Origin of the sequence: Anabaena sp. CA = ATCC 33047 (genome assembly GCF_963870205.1) — a bacterium.
In the GTDB taxonomy this organism is placed as follows: domain Bacteria; phylum Cyanobacteriota; class Cyanobacteriia; order Cyanobacteriales; family Nostocaceae; genus Trichormus.
In genome coordinates this window covers 40,548-63,678 of record NZ_CAWMSA010000001.1, presented here as the reverse complement: position 1 = coordinate 63,678, position 23,131 = coordinate 40,548, and the positions used below count along the sequence as shown (strand labels likewise).

Below are 23,131 nucleotides of genomic sequence, written 5' to 3'. Positions count from 1 at the left end.
CAGTGCAACTACGGTAGGGATAGTAGCTAGTTAGTGATTTGCTAACTATTCCTCACAAATACTCACATTTAATCCGGGTGAAACAACTGATGTTTGTGGTGATGATATCGAGCTTTGGCTGGTAAAATAGCATCATGCTACTAGGATTTAAGACACAACTAAAACTCAAGCGAAAACAAAGACTACTACTAGCACAACACGCCGGAGTAGCCAGACACGCTTGGAATCAAGGTTTAGCATTGTGTCAGCAACTACTCCAACATAACAAGTACGGGCGAACGGCCGTTCGCCCCTACCAAGACAAAATCAAATTCCCCACAGCCATAGATTTACATAAATGGTTAGTAGCATCAATTAAATCTACCCATCCTTGGTATTATGAAGTTTCCAAATGCGCCCCCCAATACGCATTGAAACACCTATCAGATGCTTTTAAATCTTTTTTCCTCAGCATGACGGCTGAGGAGTGTCAATATTGAAAATGAGTTAACCCTGCATCGCGTGACGATGCAGAGCATTGAATGGACGCTCTCAAGAAGATAGATACTGTCCAATTTCTGGCTGCTGACGACGCAGAACATTCAAGGCTTGCTGCTGGATTTGGCGGACTCGCTCCCGACTGACATTGAGCTTCTGCCCAATCTCGGCTAAACTGCGTTCTTGATCATCTAACAATCCAAAGCGCAAAATTAAGACTTCACGCTGCATGGGTTTGAGTGATGCTAACAAATTATCTAAGTCTTGGCGCAGCAGTTCTTGAGTGATTTGGTCATTAGGTGAGGTGCTTTCATCACTGAGGAGTTCACTCAATTCTGTATCTTGGTTATCCCCCACCTTTAAATCTAAAGAAACTGTCCCACTAGCAGCACTCAGATATTCTCGAATTTGGCTAGGTTCTAAGTCTAATTTTTGAGCAATCTCAGCGAGAGTAGCACGGCGACCGAGGGTTTGAAACAATTCTCGCTGTACCTTCTTAATTTGATTGAGTTTCTCATTGACATGTATTGGTAGCCTCACCGTGCGGGATTTTTCTGCGATCGCCCTGGTGATTGCTTGACTAATCCACCAATATATGTATGTTGATAACTTATAGCCCCGATTGGGGTCAAACTTTTCTATACCTCGTTGTAAACCGATTGCCCCCTCTTGAACCAAATCCAAAAACTCCAGATTGTGACGCTGATATTTTTTAGCGATCGAAACCACTAATCGTAGGTTTGCTGTCACCATCTTTTGCTTTGCTCGTTGCCCAAACCGAAGTATTTGAGTTACTTCTGTTTCACTTTTATTGACGAAATTAGCTAATTCTGCTAATGTTGGTTCCCGTTGCAATTCTTGACTGAGCTTGTCTTTCTCTTGCTCAATGGCAATCATTTGTTGTACTTGCCTGCCATAAGTTATTTCTTGGTCTGATGTTAATAATGGAAACTGACCAATTTCTTGCAAATAAACGCGAACCATGTCAGAACTCAGGCTAGACATACAACTGTATCACTTCTCCATAATTAGACGGAATTAAAAGTATAAATCAAATAGTTCCCAAAATTTTCCTAATTTTGTTTGTTAGTTGCACAATGTCAACCCATGGAACAACCTATTATAGTGTGAATTTCCAATAATTAGCTATGATTGTTGCGTTGCCGTCATCGCAGCTACCGAGACAAGGGGACACCCCCCTGTCTACCAACAGGAATTCCCACCAGCCTACGCCTGAAGTCGCTGCAAAGGGGAGACACAGGTGACTCTCCCCAAATAACTGGTTAATTTTGGCGCAATTGTTGACAGACAACCTCGATGGTAATCTCACCGCCAAACCAGTCGCATCCAACCAAACAATTTACTCAGCCACAAATCAACTTTTGACAGTCATCAATCCACTCCTTCCTCTGCCAATTGTAGAGGATTTCGCCCAGAAACAATCATAAAACCCACAGAATCAAGCGTCATTTGTGGCTGGCGAATCCCTTCTAAAATTGCTGCCTTCAAAGCACTTTCTATGTTCAATTCTTCAGCTAATTTATGCTCCCAAGGTTGTCGATTGAGACGCAGGTGTAATTTTTCTAATCTATTACCTAATTCCTGCTCGGCAGCCTGAGTAGATTTTTGACACCAGTCGATAAAATCCGGGTGATTAGTGAGTAATTCCCCAGAGGTTTGACGGGTTTGCTCGCATAAATTCCGCCATTTACTCGCATCTACAAAATTATCCAGAATTGCTAAACGTTCCTTAGCTAAATTGTAATCTCGGCGGTGATTACTGGTTTTATTTTGATAGGGACGTTCTAAAATATTTAACAGGATTTCATCCTCAACAATACTCATTGGTTCATAGCGTGCATCAATAAAAATTGTTTTGACAGTTGGCGGCAATAAAGCATCTACACGCCGCTTCAAGATTGTGTCTAGGGAACTATCCAATTTGTAATCTATTAACACCTGTTGAACAAATGTTAAATTAGCCTCAATGAGATAATTGCATCGGAAACCAAACCACTCCATGCCTTCCCCAGCATCCCAAGATGGATCTGTGCGCCAGATGGCAAAGGCTTGACCTCGGTCATCCCAAGCCATATAGTTTGAGACTGATTCCACCAATGGTTCCCCAATTCGCAACAGTTTAATGCCAGGATTTTGGTTGGCAACCCTGCGCTTATAAGTAGCAAATTGCTCTAGATAACTATTGGCAAAACGAGATTTTAATTCATTTATAGGCACAAGAGTCCGAGTTGTGGGTTGATAACGCCGCATCTCCAAGGAATTGGGGTTGTTGATTGGCTTAAATGCCAGTACGTCACAAAGCCAGCCTTCAATTGCTTGTTTAATTTCTAGATGGCAAGCATCATAATTGTCTAGGTCGGCAAAAGTTTGGATGGAGACTTCATCATTAGCGTCAATCTCATCTAAAACATTCTGTTCGCTAATTTTGCCGATTTCTGCGGTAATTTCTGCCTGAATCGGCTCAACCATCGCCAAAAGTCCAGCCGCACTTGATTGAAACAAAGTTGTTTCTAATGCGGCAATTTTCTCGTCTACGTAAAACTGTAAACTGGCAATTGATTGTTGAAAGATACCAAACCCATCTTTTAAGAGTTGATACCAAGCATTATGGGGGCTATCTTCCAAATAAGGGCCTATCAAAACTGAAGATTTTGCCGCTATTTTGCTGCCAATGCGGTCAATTCTGCTGATTCTTTGCTCTAATTGATTAGGCGACCAAGGCAGGTCAAAGTGAATTAAACAGTCAGCAAACTGAAGGTTTAGTCCTGCTTCCCCAGTGCGATCGCAGACCAAAATCCAACAGTTTGGGTTATCCTGAAACCGACTGATGCTTTGCTGAATTTTTTCTGGTGATTCTCCGAATTGATAGCTTGCTACTGTTGCTTCACCGAAGATATCAGACAAATACCGCACAATGGCTGTACAACTTTGCACAAAACTGGTAAATACGACAATTTTAGGCAGAGTATCGTCGGCAGTAGGTCTACGGATTCTCTGCTGTATCCTGAGTAATAATTGATTTTGGTTTTTCCGCACAGTTGGCGGTATTTTGAAGAATTCAGCTAGCTGATTTAACAGCACTGTTTTCAAATTTTCCCTACGTTCTCCGTCTTCTAGAGGTTGACGCAGAATTTTGAGTATGGATTGTAGAATTTCTGCTTCTTCTGGGAATTGGGCGGTTGAGGTTAAGATTTGCACATCATTTGTCCCAAACTCTTGGATGAGTCGAGAATCGGCTTTACCACTCAAACGGGCAGTAATTACCTGTTCTAAAATACCTAACCAAGTCCCGGAAGCCCGGAATAACAGCAGAAACATCCGTTTATACTGCTCCTGATGGGGGGCGACAGTACGCCATTGATCGATGAGTTCGTGAATATCAAGCGATCGCTCATCTAAATCATACTCTTCTTTAGGTATGATATTGCGGTCAAATATCACATCTTCCACCGCCGCACGACTGTTACGAAGCATTCGCCGCGACAGGCGATAGGTATCCTGAATGTGAGTACAAATGGCGCGGACAATCTGTTCTTGTTCAGGGGAATTTGTTTGTAAACAATTTTCCCAATCGTCTACTAGCTTCAGTAAATACTCATCCTCAGCCAACAAATGCCGTAATTGTTGGAGGTTGGTTTTCAGAACAGTAGGCTTTGTCGCTGCTTTTAAAGCCAGGAGAACTCTACCAATTTCCTGACGAGTTGCCACTCTAGCGCGAAAACCTTGTACATCATCCAGTTTATAGCTTGTGGGATCGAGCAAGTGCAGCATTACCAAAAAATCTCGCTCGTGGTGGAGAACTGGAGTAGAGGATAATAACAGTAAGCGATCGCTCTTATAAGCCAGATTTTTGCAAGCATCAAAACGCTGGCGCACTGTTGCATCCCTAGAGACTGCCATTGCTGCAATCTGCTGGGCTTCATCTAAAATTACACAGCCGATATCCACTTTCAGCCTAATTTGATGGATATCTTCCAGCGTTACCACAGCTACGCGGTTAGGAAAATGGGAGATGTAAAACTTGTTTTCTAACTCAGTCCGCCATTGTTGAACCAAATATCGTGGAACTACCACCACCGCAGTTTTTTGCGGTTCATCAATCAGGAATTGACGCAGAATTACACCAGCTTCTACAGTTTTCCCCAATCCTACGTCGTCTGCTAGCAAGTAGCGTTGAATTGGATCTCCCAGTACACGCCGAACAACTTCAACTTGGTGCGGATAAAGTTCAATATTCGCCGACATCAGCCCTGTCATCCCTTGACTCACAGCCCGTTGCTGAATCAAGCATTTAGCTAAAGCCAATCTTCTGTCATGGAAGTAGGGCGTTTCGTGTCCCTTAATTGCTAGAGTTTCCGTTGGATCAGTGATCGGTAAATTACATCTAACGTAAATTTCCTCCTCACTAGCTAGCATCGTTCTCTTATTGGGTAGATCAATTTGATACTGCTCTATTTCTTCGTCCCAAGCCGCAATTCTGCCAATTATCCATTCATCCAGACTTGTCCATTTGATATAACATCGAGTCTGATGCTCAAGCCTGACTGGAGATAGCGAATTTAAAGGTACTGTTTTTTGAGAAGATTGTCCTACTGAGCAGAAATACTCGACAATCACATCAAAACCCGATATTTCAATGACCTTTCCGATGCCCAAATTATTATTCTGGGACTGCACAAATGAACCAACCTCAATCATAATTTCAGTCCCCTATACACACTAAGAAAATTTTGCCAAAGAGTTTGTTAACCCATATCTGACAATCTGGGAAATTGAGTTGACATACTCCCCCCCTAGAAGGGCAGAGATTCTGGGGTCAAACAGCAATTGCAGGCCAGAGCCAGTCTCACATCGCCTAACCCAATGGGTAAATATATAAACAGTAAACTGGTGTCACAGTAAAAGCGGTCTCATTGCCCTGAGATGTAAATTGGTATATTAATTAACAAATAGTAAATGATTATGGTTATAAATTTATTTTGGATCAATGGCAAAAACATTAAATAGATATTTATCTATAGTTTACCACAGTCAGCAAATATAATCAGATCCACTACCTCAGCATATAGCTGGACGGGTTGTCTCACTGCCCGTCTGACTCACGATTCAGTTTTTGGTAGGAGTCGAGTCGGGAATCCCTTCCCCAGCCTCTGTTTCACAATCAGACGTGAGTCTTTCGATTCATCCGACTCCTCAATGAACAAAGGTATTTAATGCAAGAATTTTGAATTTTGTAGGCGCAGCCTTTGCTACGCTGGCGTAAGCCTACCCGCAGGGTATTTTGAATTTTGAATTCGGAGCGCAGCGACGTGACTTGGTGCTGTCTCACGTTTGTTGGTTTTCGTGCACCGATGTCAGGCTAATCTCTGAGTTGCTGGTGAGCATCTGTTAGCTTTTGTTAGTCAAACACTGACTAGATGTTAACCCTCTAACTACAGGTTTTAGAGAATATTTGTCAACACCAAACAATAAACTATCCAAATTGACTGTTAGTAAGGTGCGTCAGAATGAATAGTTTCTTGGTATAGCTAGGGTTACTCGTACTGACACACCCTACATTTTGGATGTTTTTTTATCTGTAATTCTCTTAGTCTCTACTTATGCACACATGCCAGCTAACAAAAATTTTTCCTGACTTTTATTATATTTTCTGCGTTTAATAATAAAAAATTAATTTTTCATATCTGAGAAGATTTTAAATTAAATTAGCCAAAAAAATGTATGTGTTCTTACAATTGGCCAAAAATCATAATTTGTATATGAATTTTAATTTATATTTCTTAATTTAGCATTTTTTCATTTAACCTATACTAGAGAAAATTTTAGTTCTGCAAATTAAATGATTAAAAATCTGATTGGTGATTATTCCAATCTTTCTCTGCTAAATCCACGTAATGACTCTTCATTAGATACAAACAACAATCAGCAGAAACGAATTAAATGCTCAATTTGTGATTATTGTGTAGATGAAACAGATGAGTCAGCATTTACAACTTTTTTCTGCAATGTTAGAGCTTTTCACCATGAAAAATTCCCAGTTTGGCGGTGTCCGCAGTGTCAGTCTATTCATTGTTTAGATGTAGTCGAGCTTAGTCATTACTATGCAAAATATCCTTTTACTCAAGCCGTAATGACATGGACTTTAAAAATTTTATATAAAAACCTACGCCAACAGCTATCTCAGCATGGTTTTTCTCAACACCATTCATTTCTTGATTATGGCTGTGGTACTGGTTTGTTTGTCAGGTATCTACAACAACAGAATTTTACCAATTGTTATGGTTACGATCCTTATGCGCCAAAGGAAAATTTTGGCGATGCTAAAATTCTGGAAAAAGGCCCATTTGATTACATATTGCTTCAAGACGTTATTGAACACGTTGAAGAACCAAGTGCTTTATTATCTGAATTAGATTCCTTACTCGCGCCTGGTGGTTATATTTTGATTGGCACACCAAATGCAGCTAATATAGACCTTTCTCAGCCTCACATATCTGATTTTTATAACTCAGTTCATGTTCCTTATCACCTGCATATTTATACTCGCAGTGTACTAGAATCTCTGGGAATGAATCAGGGATGGAAACCTGTAGATTTTTTTGACCGAGCTTTTCATGATACACCTTGGTTTGGGTTAAATACTCGTGCTTGGAATGAGTATCAACGCCTTTTGGATGGTACTATCAATGTAGTGTTTCAACCAATCCAATTAAAAAAAGCTTTGTCCTCCCGTAAATTTATTTACTACGCTATTTTTGGCTATTGGTTAAGTTTGCACACAGAGATGGCAATTATGTTCCGCAAAACTTAATTTTTAGACTGGGTAAAAAGTAGTAAGTTTGATTAATTTCATAGCTCTTTAGAGATGTTGCAGGCGCAATATCTCTAAAGGCTTGATTAATATCCATAAGCGGGACGCTACGCCAATGAAATGTACAGCCTTTCATTCGCGTTAGCAGGAAAGTCAGCGTCCCGTAGGTCAGGATAAGAGAAGCGTTGACTTGTCTGACGCGACGTTGCGCGAACAGGTATGCTCTCGCATCTGGCATACTTAAGTATTCTTATACTAACAAAATAACCTTACGTAGACTCTTTGACTTTTTAGACATCCTCTTAAAGTAACCGTTAAAAAATGATTAATCAATGTTCAACATTAGACAATAAAATCTTAACTTTTGACTGATATTTTGAGGCCATTATCTACCAATTCCCATCACCGGGTTATCTTTAGCCAAGCAAAATCTGCATTTACCCTGGTAAGAAAAAATGGCAACAAACACAATTCGTTTTGCCCAATTCAATGCTTCCCTTAACCGGAACGCAGCCGGGCAATTAGTATCTGATTTAACTAACTTTGATAATCCTAATAATGATGCAGCAACACAGGCTAGAGTCAACCAAGCTAAAACAGTTGCAGAAATTATACAGCGCAATAATCCAGATGTATTGCTGATTAATGAGTTTGACTATTCTCCCGAAGCTGTCAATCTTTGGAGAGAAAATTTCCTACAAGTTAGTCAGAATGGTGCAACACCTGTCACTTACCCCTACTTTTATATAGCTCCCTCTAACACAGGTATAGCTTCTGGGTTTGACTTAAACAATAACGGTGCAACGGTGACAACACCCGGTACAACCGGATACGGTGATGATGCTTTTGGCTTCGGTAATTTCCCCGGACAATTTGGGATGTTGCTACTGTCAAAATATCCCATTGATACTGCTAAGGTTCGCACCTTCCAAAACTTTTTGTGGCAGGATATGCCAGGAAACCTGTTGACTAATGACCCAACAGTAGATGATCCTAATACTGCGGTGAATGAAAATCTCAATGGCTTTTATTCACCTGAAGAAATTAATATTCTGCGTCTTTCTTCTAAGAGTCATTGGGATGTCCCCATTCTCGTCAACGGTGAGACAGTTCATGTTTTAGTTAGTCATCCCACACCACCTGTATTTGATGGTGCAGAAGACCGCAATGGTAAGCGCAACCATGACGAAATTCGTTTTTGGGCTGATTATGTGACTCCCGGTCAAGGTGATTATATATATGATGATGGGGGTCAAACTGGCGGGTTAGCGGCTGGCTCTAGCTTTGTAATTATGGGGGATCAAAATGCAGACCCCAATGATGGTGATAGTTACAATCAAGCTATTCTGCAACTTTTGCAAAATCCCAACATTAATACTAACGTAATTCCTAGCAGTCCCGGTGCTGTTCAACAGGCAACTTTACAGGGTGGTGCAAATAATAATCATCAGAGTAATCCGGCTTTTGACACCGCAGACTTTGCTGATACAAGCCCAGGAAATTTGCGGGCTGATTATGTGTTACCTTCATCGGACTTACAAATTAGTAATTCTGGAGTCTTTTGGCCTAGCAATACTGTTCCCACATTTCCCTTAGTGGGTACTTTTACCTCTAGTCTCCCCGGTGGTTTTCCCAGTTCAGATCATCGCTTGGTGTATGCAGATGTGCAAGTGGGTGCAACTGAAGCCGGAAAAACAGTTGTTAGTGCAGAATTTAACGAGCAAACTATATTTAACACAGGATTTATTCCTACTGGGGATGCTCAATCAATCAATGGTGTTGATTTAGCTGTAGGTGGGTTGTCTGGTGTTACTTATGATGCGGCTAATAATCAATATTATGCCATTGCTGACGATCGCTCATCTAATGCCCGGTTTTATACTTTCACTCTCGACCCTGTTACCAATGCAGTCACCTTTACCAAGGTTATACAACTCAAGGATAGCAATGGTAATCCTTTTGCAACTAATAGCCTTGATCCAGAAGGGATTGCCTTCACAAATAATGGTACAGTATTGATTTCTTCAGAAGGAGAAATCAGTGCTAGTCGGATTGTTGAACCCTTCATTAAAGAATTTAACCTGACAACAGGGGAAGAAATTAGATCATTTGCTGTTCCTGCTAAATTTCAACTACTATCTAATGACCTGAACCAAGATGGTGTTTTAGGTGGTGGTGAAACCCAAACTTCAGGAGTAAGGAACAATTTAGCTTTTGAAAGTTTAACAATTTCACCTGATCAAAACACCTTATATACAGCGACAGAAAACGCCTTAATTCAAGATGGCGATCGCACTACCTTAAATGCTGGGAGTAATTCTCGGATTATCCAATACAACTTAGTCACAGGACAACCAGAAAAAGAATATCTTTACATAGTTGATCCTATTCCCAAAGCACCTAACCCTAGTAATGGTTTTTCTGATAATGGTTTAGTAGATTTATTAGCCATAGATAACCGGGGTAGTTTATTAGCTTTAGAACGCTCTTTTGCTGTTGGACAAGGTAACACCATCAAAATCTACGAAATCAGCTTACAAGGTGCTACTGATATCAGCACCATTGACTCTCTCAATAGTTTAAGCACGGAAGAATTAGCAGCTATTCAACCTGCTCAAAAACGCCTCGTATTAAATCTAGACTCCCTCAACTTGCCGAATAGTGACGGCAATCATCCTACAGGTGTAGATAATATTGAAGGTTTGGCTTTTGGGCCGAAATTGGCAGATGGTAGACAGTCTATTGTCTTAGTGAGTGACAATAACTTTAATGCAACTCAATTTACCCAAATTTTGGCTTTGAGTGCAGATGTAGTACCAACAGTGACACCCATAGTAGAAACTCGTCCTGACTTGTTGGATGATCCTAATTTACCTTTTAGTCAGAGGGCGGATGCTGATGACCCGGCCATTTATGTTCATCCCACCGACACTAACCAAAGTTTAGTATTAACTGCGGTCAAAAATGGCGGTTTACGGGTTTATGATTTGTCTGGTAATTTGTTACAAACCATTAATCCTGATAACACTCGCTACAACAACATTGATTTGCAATATGGGTTTACATTAGGTGGTGCAGAAATTGACATTGCAGTAGCGAGCGATCGCAATAATGATCAACTAGCAATCTTCCAAATAAACCCCAATGCCACTAACGGCAATTATTTAGAAAATATCACCGACAACAACATCGGCACAATTTTCCAAAATACCCCTTTCCTACCACCTTATTCTCCATCTAGCCGCAGTGCTTACGGACTCACAATATATCGCAGTCCCTTCACCAATGATTATTATGTCTTCACTGGACGCAGACAAACAGGAGACATCGCCCAGTTTAAATTAATCGACATGGGCAACGGTAGAATTGGTGCAGAACGAGTCAGACAATTTACCGTACCTACAATTAATGATATCGACCCTCAAACCGAGGGCATGGTTGCAGACCAAGAAACCGGTTTTCTCTACATCGGTCAAGAAAATGTCGGTATTTGGAAATTTGATGCAGAACCCAACGGTAGTAATATCGGTAAACTAATTGATACAGTCAAAGATTTGGGTGGTCAAAATCTTGTCGATGACGTAGAAGGTTTAACTATTTACTACGGTGCAAACGGTACAGGTTATCTACTCGCATCTAGTCAAGGAGACAACACCTTTGCAGTTTACACCCGTGAAGGTAACAACGAATTTTTAGGACGTTTTGCTGTTGGTAACAATGGGTCAATTGACAGCGTACAAGAATCAGATGGTGCAGATGTCATTAACGTTCCCCTTGGTGCTAATTTCCCATTCGGTTTATTTGTCACCCAAGATGGTAATAACGACCCAGCTACATTAGTCGAAGATGATGGCGAACTAGAAAACATCAATAGCAACTTTAAGTTTGTACCTTGGGAAAATATCGCTAATGCTTTTCCCAAAACATTAAACATTGACACTAGCAGTTACGACCCCCGCAACCCTGTAATGCAACCCAGATTAACTAATTACGAATTTACCAACTTACCCAAATTAGGCACAACCAGCACAGGTCAAGATATCTTTTTAGGTGGCTTCTCTGGCTTGTATTTTCAAGGTACTGCACCTAATGGTAATTTACAATTTGTCACCCACACAGACCGGGGGCCAAATGGAGAACCCACAGGTCAAAATCGACCATTTTTATTACCCAACTTTCAACCAGAAATAGTCAGTTTTGAACTCAACCGCCAAACAGGTGAGATTACTATCACCAAGCACACAAAATTATTCCGTGAAGATGGCACAACACCATTAACAGGACTACCAAATTTGCAAGCTGTAGCAGGTGGTTTAGCTTATACTGATGAAGTTGGTGTTGATTTGAATGGTAATGTTTTAACTAATGACACATTAGGGGCTGATTTAGAGGGAATTGTCATTGCACCAAACGGTGATTATTGGATGGTTGACGAATATCGACCAGCAATTTATCACTTTGACAGTAACGGTAAATTAATTAATCGTTATATTCCCCAAGGAACAGCCACAGCACTCAACCCAGACGCAGCAGCAGGTACTTTCGGCACAGAAGTATTACCAGCAGTTTACGCCCAAAGACGCAATAACAGAGGTTTTGAAGCAGTAGCACTGGAAGGTAACAAGCTTTATGCTTTTATTCAGAGTGCCATTGATAACCCAGATGTTGATAATGATGCAACTTCTCGAAATTCCCGTAATTTGAGAATTTTGGAATTTGACATTATTTCCAAACAAGTTACTGGGGAATATCTCTACCTACTTGATGATATTTCTGGTAGTGGTAATGCTAGAACCGACAAAATTGGTGATGCTGTTGCATTAGGTAATGGTAAATTTGCCGTTGTCGAAAGAGATGATAGAAGTGATAACACTTCCAATAAACTCATCTACCAAATTAATTTAGCAGGGGCAACTAATATTAATAATCCTGCTAACTTTACCTTGCCAAATGGTAAAACTATTGAACAATTAACCACAGCAGAATTAGCGGCTGTTAATATTCAAACAGTTAGCAAAAGTTTGATTGCTAATGCTGCCCAATTAGGTTACACAGGAGTTGAAAAATTAGAAGGTTTAGCATTAGTTTCAGACAACACTCTGGCGTTAATTAATGATAACGATTTTAACGTTAGTGGTAATACGCCTGTTGAAAAATTGGGGATTTTAGAACTACCGAACAGCATAGCTAGTGTTGATTTAGAGTTGAGTCAAAATGTAGATGTTACTAACCCAGTGATAGGGGGAGAAGTAACCTTCACTTTGAGCCTCTTTAATAACAGCCCACTTGTTGCTAACGGTATTAAAGTTACAGACTTATTACCACAGCAATTTACTTTCATCTCTGCAACACCAGAACAGGGAACTTACAACAATCAAACTGGTGTTTGGGATGTGGGAGAAATTGCAGGTAATACCACCCGCACCCTCACAATAACCGCCAAGGTTAACCAAAGTGGCGCATTGACTAATCGAGCAGAAATTACTGCTCAAAATCAACCTGACTTGGATTCTCAGGCAGGTAATAACAATCCACTAGAAGACGACCAAACTTCAACGACTGTAAATATAGCTTCTCCTATGGTGACACTCAAAGGTTTTGCATCTCTTCCTGCTGACACTTTCGCTGCTGGCCCTGTATCCGGTGCAGCTGTAAATAACCCAACAAATGGCCGTCCTACACCCTTCCCTGGTCAACCAGTGCAAGGTTTTAGCGGTGTACAGTTTGCGCCTAATGGTGGTGGTGATGTATTTTGGTTTTTAGCAGATAACGGTTTTGGAGCTAAAAACAACAGTGCTGATTTTCTGTTGCGGATTTACCAAGTTAACCCCAATTTTGCGGGTTCAGAAAATGGTAATGGCACTGTTGCGGTTGAAAGCTTTATTCAACTGTCTGACCCCAACAACTTAATCCCCTTTGATATTGTCAATCATGACACCGCAACACGGCAACTGACTGGGGCTGACTTTGATATAGAGTCCTTTGTCATTGATGCCAATGGGGATATCTGGATAGGTGATGAGTTTGGGCCATACTTACTACATTTCAATAGTGAAGGTGTTTTATTAGAAGCACCCATCCCCACACCTAACCCGGTTCAACTCAACACTCTCAACGGTGAAGCACCGATTGTTATCGGACATCGTGGTGCTAGTGGAGAACTGCCAGAACATACCATAGAAGCCTACCGACTGGCAATTTTGCGCGGTGCAGATTTCATCGAACCCGATTTAGTATCTACTCAAGATGGGGTATTAATTGCCCGTCACGAACCCAACCTGATTAATACTACTGATGTCGCCAGTCGTCCCGAATTTGCCGACCGTAGAAAGACGATGATGGTAGATGGGGTAGAAGAAGAAGGTTTCTTTGCTTCTGATTTTACCTTGGCAGAAATTAAAACCCTGCGTGCTGTCATGCCCCAAGGTTATCGCGATCAGGTGTTTAATGGTGTGCTGGAAATTCCCACCCTGGGCGAAATCATTGATTTACTCAAAGAGGTGGAAGCACAAACGGGTAAGAAAATCGGTATTTATCCCGAAACTAAACACCCCACCTATCACGACAATTTGGGCTTGTCTCTGGAAGAAAAACTGATTGACACCCTCAAAGACAAAGAATTTACTGACCCCACCCGCGTATTTATTCAATCCTTTGAAGTTAGCAACCTCAAGGATTTGAATAACAACATCATGCCCGCCGAAGGTGTAGATATTCCCTTGGTGCAGTTGTTGGACGCTTACGATGTGGCAAATGATGGCACACTTTTATACGAAAGTGTGAATGCTCGACCCTATGATTTCACAGTGGCAGGTGATACCCGCACTTATGCAGATTTGCAAACTCCTGAAGGGTTACAGGAAATTGCTACCTATGCTGACGGGATTGGCCCTTGGAAACGGATGATTGTCTCAGTTAGGACTGTAGACAATAATAATGATGGTCAGCCTGACGACCTAAATAATGATGGTGTAATTAACGATGCGGATAAAGTTACCCTACCACCTAGCAGCTTAGTTAGTGATGCTCATGAGGAAGGGTTGCTGGTTCATCCTTACACCTTCCGCAATGAAGGACGCTTCTTAGCTTCAAACTACAATAACAATCCTGAATTAGAGTATCGTCAATTCATTAGCTTGGGTGTAGATGGTTACTTTACCGATTTCCCCGGTACAGGTGATTTGGTGCGTGATCAAATTACGGCTGATGAAGTGCGATCGCCCCAAAATCCCACTGTTTTATCTCAACCCGAATTTGATACCCTCAATGGTCAAGCTCCGATAGTGATCGGACATCGTGGCTCAAGTGGTGAACGTCCAGAACATACCCTAGAAGCATACAAGTTAGCCATCATTCAAGGTGCAGATTTCATTGAACCTGATTTAGCCGTCACCCAAGATGGTGTATTAATTGCTCGTCATGAGCCGATGTTAGCAGTCGCGGTTCTCAATACCGATGGCACAATTCAACGTGATGCTAACGGCAACCCTGTTATTAATACCACCAACACCAGCACCGATGTTTATCTCCGTGCAGAATTTGCCGATCGCCTGACAATCAAAAATTTAGATGGTCGCAATGTGGCTGGTTGGTTTGCGGAAGACTTCACCCTGGCAGAAGTTAAACAACTGAATGCGATTGAACGTCTCCCGGCTTTACGTAGCACTGCTTTTGATGATGACGGGTTAAAAGTTCCTACCCTGAAAGAAGTCATTGATTTGGTGAAAGAAGTCGAATTAGAAACCGGTCGTCAAATCGGTATCTATCCCGAAACCAAACACCCCACCTACTTCCAACAGCAAGGTTTCAACACCAGCCAAATCTTAATAGATACTCTCAAAGCTGAGAACTTTACCGATCCTACTCGCATCTTCATTCAGTCCTTTGAAGTCAGCAACCTCAAAGAACTCAATAACACCATCATGCCCGCCGCCGGGGTTGATATTCCTCTGGTGCAATTGTTCGGTGGTTCAGGTAGACCTTATGATTTTGTAGTCAGTGGTGATACTCGTACCTATACTGACCTCTCCACACCCGCAGGGTTGGCGGAAATTGCTACCTATGCGGAAGGTATTGGGCCTAACAAACAGCGCATCGTTCCCCAGTTGACGGTGGATAACAACAACGATGGTCAGCCTGATGATTTGAATGGGGATGGTGTAATTAGTGATGGCGATCGCGTTTTAGGCACACCTACAACTTTAATCCAAGATGCCCATGCAGCAGGTTTGCTCGTCCATCTCTACACCTTAAGAAATGACGAGTTCTTCCTTCCTGATACTTACAACAACGACCCTGGTGCAGAGTTCCGTAAGTTCATTGATTTGGGTGTAGATGGTTTCTTTACCGACTTCCCCAAAACAGGACGGCAGGTATTAGTAAATGATTACCTCGCTGGTACTGGTTACACTAACCCTAGCAATGACCCCAACAACCCCTACTATGGCGAACTGGTAACGGCAAACTTGAGCAGTTCACGGGGCTTTGAAGGTATGGCATTTAGCCCTGATCGCCAAACTCTCTATCCCATGCTGGAAGGTACTGTTGTCGGTGATCCTGCTGGTTCTGTCAGAATTTACAAATTCGATGTCGCCAGCAAAACCTACCAAGGTCTATTAGGATACTATCAATTAGCAAATCCCAGTCATGCGATCGGTGATTTTACTCCTATCAATAACAACGAGTTCTTAGTTATTGAACGGGATGGTGGACAAGGTAGTGCTGCCGCCTTCAAGAAGATATTCAAGGTAGACTTCAGTCAGATTGATGCTAACGGGTTTGTCTCGAAACAGGAAGTAGCAAACCTGCTCAACATCCAAGACCCCAATGATCTCAATGGTGATGGCAACAATACTTATGATATGCCTTTCGTGACCATTGAAGATGTATTAGTGATTGACAACAAAACCATTCTAGTCGCCAACGATAACAACTATCCCTTCTCTATCGGTCGTCCCCCAGCGATAGACAACAATGAGATGGTGGTGTTGGAACTGGAACAACCCCTAGCCCTTGATTCCCGCTTGGGTGTGACTGCTGCTATTGCTGAAGCACCGAGTGTCAAATCGGGAACTGCGGGTAATGATACAGCGATCGCTAACGACCCCACCAGCAATGTCAAAATTGATGGCATCAACGATACGATTTTCACCGGTGCAGGTCAAGATGAAATTGATACTGTATTTGGTGTAATTTCACCTTTTGGCGGTAACAACCGGGTGAATGCTGGTAGCGGTGATGATATTATCACTGTCAACAAAGGCGATCGCGTTTTTGGTAGCGATGGTGATGACATCTTTGAAGCTACTGATGGTAAAGGTAGCAACCGGATGTCTGGTGGTGCTGGTAATGATATCTTCTACCTGGGTAGCAATGACCGCGCTTTAGGTGGTGATGGTAACGACCAATTCTGGGTACAATCTGGTGGTGGTAACTTGCTGTCTGGTGGTGCTGGTGCTGATCAATTCTGGATTGTTAATACAGAACTACCCACAGCAGCCAATACTATTCTTGACTTCCAAGTAGGTACTGATGTGATTGGTATTCTTGGTGCTGTCAGCTTAGGAATTACAACCTCAACACTCCAGTTAAATCAAGTTGGTGCTGATACTCAAATTAGCTTTAACAATCAAACTCTCGCTGTTCTGACTGGTATTCAAGCCAGTGGTTTGAATGTGACTAACTCCAACCAGTTTGTCTTAATTTAACTTGATTTTTCCCCCTTCCCTACTAGGGAAGGGGGTTAATCAACAGACTCTTGCGATGCGTTCAAGTTCACACAGCCCGCTTGAGTGAACCATCGGCGTATAGTTCTAGAGGTACTAACTCAATTTTGCCGTTTACTTTCACTTGAGAATAAACTACTTTTACTAAAGGAGCATGATTTTGGTTGTAACGCAAAGACATAATGTCTCTCCTTTTATCTGTTGTGTAGACTAAAAGGCCGCCATCTCTAAATTTACCTAATTAGTTGGTAGTGCTTGTTTAGTCTTGGGGATGATTGTTAAATCATTCTTTAGTTTTAACACCATTCTATGAAAATTGGTTATAAAAGGTTAAGGGTATTTATAAAGTTTTTGTCAAGTCTGATACTCAATTAGATTAAAAAAAAGAAGATTTTCATCAAAAATATTCCTCAACTCTAGTGGCTGTAGGGTTTTGCAATGCTCAAACCCTACTATCTGTGATTGCAACTTGGTATAATATCAAGCCCACTTAATTACTGATAATTAACTGAAGATGCAGACATTTCTCTGACTCTGTTGCCTGTTGCCTGTTGCCTGTTGCCTGTTGCCTGTTCCCTAGCCCTCACAAATATGATAACTATTCTAACGGACATGATATAAGTTCTTGCTTGTGCTTACTTATTGGCATTACAACATTCATAAATAAACCTATGTCTTTTTAGGGATGACGTTTCTGATACCACTTTTAGTCCCGATAGAGTCACCTTGATAACGCGGGATGATGTGAATACTGGCGTGCATCACATTCTGCCCGGCGGCACGATTAACGTTCATCCCCACATTAAAGCCATCAGGAGCAAATTCGGCGGTGAGCATTTCTTGGACTTTATTTACCATCAACCAACAAGCAGATTGCTCTTTGAAAGGTAGCTCAAAATAATTACTCAGATGACGTTTAGGAATTACTAAAACGTGTCCTTTGCTGAGAGGATAACCGTCAAACATAGCATAAGCCGTTGCCGATTCGGTTAATAATCTCAGATTTCTCCGAGGATTGCAAAATATACAATTATTAGATGAGTGACGCTGATAATTATAAGGAATATACTCATATAATTCTCGACTTTCATCTACATAAATTGACTGAAAAGGCAGTTTGACAATACATTGATAAGTCGGCTTTTTGTGGACGTAATGTTCTCGAAAGCCTTCTCTTTTGATATCCCTTCTTACCGCATAATAAGCTTTTCCACCGGGTTTTAATAGATGAGATATTGCCATCAACACCTGAGATTGTTCTTCAGGGAACAAAACATTTAAAACATAAAAGCAAATGATGGTGTCATATTTCTCAGCAGGATATTGGGGAAAATAATAAGGATCATAGCCTGTAATATCCCAGCCTTTTTGCTGTAATAATTTCACATCATTACCAAAGCCACAACCAAAATCTAGTATTTTACCTTGCAGCAGGTTTTGACTGAGTAAAAACTGTGCAGGAAATGACAGGTAATTTCTTTCAATAGCCGTAAGATGGCTGAATTGATTTTTTTGCTGTTTCATGGCAGTTAAATATTTGTATTCCACCTGTCTTAACACAGCTAACGGTGATTTTGGGGACTGGGTAAGCGTGAGCTTGGGTAGGATGCGTCAGTACGAATATTTTCTTGGGATTGCCTGCGTTTTCTCTGACTGACGCACCCTACATATTGGAGACTGTTTAATTTGGCAATCCCTGAACATTACGTAATTTTGAATTTTTTGGGATTCCTTCACAATTTTGTGACCAAATGCTCACGAACAAGAGATAATAGAAAATCCCCATCGACCTCAGCTTTAATCCCATCGTCCATTACAGAACTTGTTTTGGCTTGGCTGACGGGTCGAATTCAGCAAGCTGCACTCAATGAGATGATGAAAACAGCCACCGAACTACAAGCTAGACTAGAGTTTTACTATCAGCAAATCAAAACTGTGATTCTGACGCGTCAGAATCCTATTACTGGTTTGCTACCTGCAAGTACGGCGATAACTGCTCACGGTGATTATACCGATGCTTGGGTGAGAGACAATGTTTACAGCATTTTGGCAGTTTGGGGTTTAGCACTGGCATATCGCAAGGTGGATGACGACAAGGGACACACCTATGAGTTAGAACATAGTGTGATTAAGCTGATGCGTGGGTTGTTGTTTGCGATGATGCGACAATCTCCCAAAGTAGAGCTATTTAAGCATACTCAGTCACTTTTAGATGGGTTACACGCTAAATACAACACGGCTACGGGGGACATTGTTGTAGGTGATGATGAATGGGGACATTTACAATTAGATGCGACATCGATATTTTTATTGATGTTGGCAGAAATGACAACTTCAGGGTTGCAAATCATTTATACAATTGATGAGGTAAATTTTGTCCAAAACTTGGTTTATTACATTGGACGAGCTTACCGCACTCCTGATTATGGCATTTGGGAACGGGGAAATAAAATCAATCATGGGAATGCGGAGTTAAACGCCAGTTCTGTAGGAATGGCGAAAGCTGCTTTAGAAGCGATGAATGGACTGGATTTGTTTGGGGTAAAGGGAAGCCAAGCTTCAGTCATTCATGTGTTACCAGATGAAATTGCTCGCGCTCGCACTACTTTAGAATCTTTATTACCGAGGGAATCTGCTTCTAAAGAAATTGATGCAGCTTTGTTGAGTATTATCGGCTATCCGGCTTTTGCTGTGGAAGATGTGCAACTCAGAGAACGCACTCTGAATGATATTATTAATAAACTCCAAGGTAAATACGGCTGTAAACGCTTTTTGCGTGATGGACATCAAACGGTTTTAGAAGACACTAACCGTTTACATTATGAACCTTGGGAACTTAAACAATTTGAGCATATTGAGTGTGAATGGCCGTTATTTTTTACCTATTTAGCTTTAGATGGGTTATTTCGTGGAGACAAAAAGCAAGTTAAATATTACCAAGAACGTTTAGAAGATTTACTGGTTGAACGTGATGGTTTGCGTTTATTACCAGAGTTATATTATGTTGCCGCCGAAAATGTGGAAGCGGAAAAGTTAGCTCCTCAAAGTCAGCCACGTTTACCGAATGAAAATATCCCGTTGGTGTGGGCGCAAAGTTTATATTTTCTCGGTAATATGTTGAGTGAGGGGTTGTTGGCGTTGGGTGATGTTGACCCTTTGGGTAGACATTTGTGTGTGGGGAAAAAGCGGGAAGCTGTAGTCCAAATTGCGTTGTTAGCAGAAGATGAGGATTTACAAGCGGAACTAGAAGTATATGGGATTGAAACGCAAACACCCAAGCAAGTAGAACCAATTCAAGTGAGAAAAGCGAAGGAACTTTCTCATATTTACACCCAAATTGGTCGTAATGATAAACTGGGTTTGACTGGGCGGCCTGTGCGCCGTTTGCGGAGTTTGACTACATCAAGAATTTTCCGCATTCAGGGGGAGACGGTGGTATTTTTACCATCATTTTTAGATTCGCAACAGTTTTATTTAACTCTGGATTACCATTTTTTGGTAGATCAACTCAGAAGTGAATTGGCTTATATTCAAAAATATTGGAGTGATTTAGGTCGTCCTACTCTAACTTTAATGTTGACGCACACGATTCTGGAAACTGGTTCTCAGGCGTTACTAGAACTGATGCAGGAGTTAAAAGCGGGTGTATGTAATGGGGTGCAAGTTAAATTAGGGCGGCTAAATCAATTGATGCTGACGGCGGGAATTCAAAGAATTGATTTTATACCGGCTGGGGAGTTGGCTCAGTCAGCAATGCAAAATGCTGCGCCGCATTGTTATTATTTGGCTTATCATCCTGGTAAAAGTCGGCGTTTAGGAAATACTCAAGAATTCCAGATGGAATGTGAAACTAACTTGAGTTTTTTATTGTCATCTCTGCGTTCTTCTGAAAATCTCTACGAGCAAATTGAGTTATTGCAGACTTTGACTCGTTTGCAAGGATGGGAATTTGATACTGGGTTTGGGGGGCCGGATCATCCGGTGATGGTAGCTGATTTACTGCATGAAGTCTACACGAAAGCGGGGGATTCTGGTCACTGGGCGGTAGTGCGACGGGCGGCTGGTTTGCTTCAGATGGTGGATATTGGTTTGTCGGATGCGGTGACGAGTATTTTGGTACGGGGTAAACAAATTGCTGTAGGTAGGGCTTACAGTGAAGCGTCTTTGATTACTGTGCCGATGCCGCATAATGAAATTTACGAGAAGATTAATAATTTCTGTCGTGAGGATATCCGCGATCGCGTGTTAACCCAAGAAATTCTGATTTATCTGGCTACCTTAATTAAATCAGAACCGGACTTATTTAAAGGGTTACTGACTCTCAGAGTCGGCTATCTCATCTTATTAATTACTAGCGAACTGGCACGAGAGTTACAGGTAACTCAGGATGAAGCCTACGAGCGTTTAATGGAGCTTGCACCTTTTGAAGTTAACACCCGTTTAAATAAAGTCTTGACTGCCTATACAGGCATGAGTCAACTACTGCGACAACAGGAATCTCTGCACGTTAAGCAAAAAGAAAGCGACATTGATTGGGTGGTATCACCGACAATTGCAGAAGTAGAGGCAGAAGTTACCCCTGGTGGTTGGCGACGTTTTCGCCAAGCGGAGGGAGCTTTAAACCGTGTACCGAAAAATTTCTTTCAGCAGGTGTGGTTATTAATGCAACACTGCAAGGGGTTAGTGATTGGGGATAAGTTAGAGCGTCGCAATCGCTTAGATAGTGGTGTGATATCGGAGATGACAGCCGGGGAGAAGAATTTTGCTCTGTTGGTTGAGCATCTGTTAAATAAAATTGAAGCTCCAGAGTATCGCCAAGTGAATATTGAAGCACTGATGGAGTTAGGGGCGATCGCATCTAAAAACCCCAGTCTACAAATTGAAGAATATATTGTTTTAGATGTGTTAATTGGTCATGCGGTGCGGTTAACTTGGTTAGATCAACACCCAGAAGGAGGCGATCGCTATGATGAAGATAAAGCTTTAGCATGGCCACATTTTTACAACACTTCCCCTAGAGAATGCGCTAGTTATATTCTCAAGGCGTTTAGATTCCTAACAGAGTTTGAGCAAGAAGTCAATAGTTATTAGTCATTAGTCATTAGTCATTAGTCAATGGGTATTGGGCATGAGATTTTTCTCCTCTGCTCCCCCTGCTCCCCCTGCTCCCCCTGCTCCCCCTGCTTCTTCCTATCCCTCAAGGAGAGGTAGTTTTATTACTGCTGACAAACTTTGGTGCTGCAACTTGTAAATTCATTTGCTGATAATTTAAAGTTAAAAAAGGTTGACCTAAGCCTATCTGAGCAAATGCACTGTCAGCAGGGACTTCTAGATGAGAAGCAACCATACCCAACAAAGATTCACATTCAGCCGGAAATATTACTAAATCTTTCCCCAAGGTGCTGAAAGTAGAGATGCTTAACTTCTGCCGCCAGGCAAAACCGGGTAGTTTATAGTGGAGAGTAGACAGTGTTTGGTTTGCCTGACGCACGGTGATATATCCAGCCTGTTCCCGATGAAATTCGGCTAATTTCTTTGGTAGTCCCCAAATTTCTCGACCACCAGCCATAGAATCAGAATTATCTACATAAATGTGGGAAATCCAAGCACCGATTTTACCCCCATAAGCGACTACAGCCGGAACCACAATCAACTCATTATACTCCAGCACTGAGCCAGAACAGTAGGAGGCGAAATATACACTAGCAATTGTTTTGCTAGGCCATAGGGAGATAATGTTTAACTCTGGAGGAATCAAGGAACGTACTCGCTCAATATTGATTATATGCAGAGTTTGAATAGCATAGCCTGTCAGTGTCCAAGGTGCTAGCGGATAGGGCATATAACAATTTGTGATTGGTGGTAGTTCTTTCTGAGCAAAGCATTAAATCACAAGCCTCCTGCCTCCAGCATAGCTGCTTTCTTTAATCCAAAATTCCACCGGATTCCTATATTGTGGGTAATTTACCGGATAAAATATCAAGTTTTAGCATAATTTTCCGGAAAAATTAGCTTTTTTTTGATAGAAAAAATAAAAATACTCAACAGTGAAAATACTAAACTCTATCTATTGAGAAAGCAAGTTTGAGAGTTTATA

10 protein-coding genes are annotated in these 23,131 nt (G+C 41.5%); 4 read left to right on the top strand and 6 right to left on the bottom strand.

From position 1 onward, the window contains the following. Positions 1 to 134: 134 nt before the first annotated feature. The gene (locus AACS98_RS00230) at positions 135 to 479 is read left to right on the top strand and encodes a helix-turn-helix domain-containing protein (RefSeq protein WP_066374827.1); all 345 of its coding nucleotides are present in this window, start codon (positions 135 to 137) and stop codon (positions 477 to 479) included. Positions 480 to 531: 52 nt separating this feature from the next. On the opposite strand, the gene AACS98_RS00225 is transcribed toward AACS98_RS00230, so the two are convergent. Both AACS98_RS00225 and dpdE read right to left on the bottom strand, forming a co-directional pair. Beyond that, a complete protein-coding gene (locus AACS98_RS00225; RefSeq protein WP_066374824.1) occupies positions 532 to 1,482 on the bottom strand; it encodes an RpoD/SigA family RNA polymerase sigma factor in 951 nt (316 codons plus the stop codon). Between the two features lie 387 nt (positions 1,483 to 1,869). After that, positions 1,870 to 5,196, bottom strand: coding sequence for a protein DpdE (dpdE, locus tag AACS98_RS00220; RefSeq protein WP_066374822.1), 3,327 nt, complete (start codon positions 5,194 to 5,196; stop codon positions 1,870 to 1,872). A 1,141-nt stretch (positions 5,197 to 6,337) separates the two neighbouring features. Between dpdE and AACS98_RS00215 the strand changes: the two genes are divergently transcribed. Beyond that, entirely contained in the window at positions 6,338 to 7,309 is a 972-nt protein-coding gene (locus tag AACS98_RS00215) for a class I SAM-dependent methyltransferase (RefSeq protein WP_066374820.1), read from the top strand. Here AACS98_RS00215 and AACS98_RS00210 read toward each other — a convergent pair. Next, a complete protein-coding gene (locus tag AACS98_RS00210; RefSeq protein WP_156481653.1) occupies positions 7,290 to 7,547 on the bottom strand; it encodes a hypothetical protein in 258 nt (85 codons plus the stop codon). The genes AACS98_RS00215 and AACS98_RS00210 overlap by 20 nt on opposite strands. A 217-nt stretch (positions 7,548 to 7,764) precedes the next feature. Here AACS98_RS00210 and AACS98_RS00205 point away from each other — a divergent pair, with 217 nt between their 5' ends. After that, a complete protein-coding gene (locus tag AACS98_RS00205; protein WP_084386860.1) occupies positions 7,765 to 17,016 on the top strand; it encodes a phytase in 9,252 nt (3,083 codons plus the stop codon). A 67-nt stretch (positions 17,017 to 17,083) separates the two neighbouring features. Here AACS98_RS00205 and AACS98_RS00200 read toward each other — a convergent pair whose 3' ends face one another. Continuing rightward, on the bottom strand, positions 17,084 to 17,215 hold the full coding sequence (locus AACS98_RS00200) for a hypothetical protein (protein WP_255362680.1): 132 nt from the start codon (positions 17,213 to 17,215) through the stop codon (positions 17,084 to 17,086). 488 nt (positions 17,216 to 17,703) lie between these two features. Then, positions 17,704 to 18,558: an HIT family protein gene (locus AACS98_RS00195; RefSeq protein WP_066374818.1), complete on the bottom strand. Its 855-nt coding sequence runs from the start codon at positions 18,556 to 18,558 to the stop codon at positions 17,704 to 17,706. 351 nt (positions 18,559 to 18,909) lie between these two features. Here AACS98_RS00195 and AACS98_RS00190 point away from each other — a divergent pair, with 351 nt between their 5' ends. After that, complete coding sequence (locus tag AACS98_RS00190) at positions 18,910 to 22,125, top strand: glycoside hydrolase family 15 protein (RefSeq protein ID WP_066374878.1); 3,216 nt, start codon at positions 18,910 to 18,912, stop codon at positions 22,123 to 22,125. Between the two features lie 106 nt (positions 22,126 to 22,231). Here the strand turns inward: AACS98_RS00190 and AACS98_RS00185 are convergent, their stop codons facing one another. Then, positions 22,232 to 22,876 carry an acetoacetate decarboxylase family protein gene (locus AACS98_RS00185; RefSeq protein ID WP_066374817.1) on the bottom strand — a complete coding sequence of 215 codons (645 nt, stop codon included), beginning with the start codon at positions 22,874 to 22,876 and terminating at the stop codon, positions 22,232 to 22,234. Between the last annotated feature and the right edge of the window lie 255 nt (positions 22,877 to 23,131).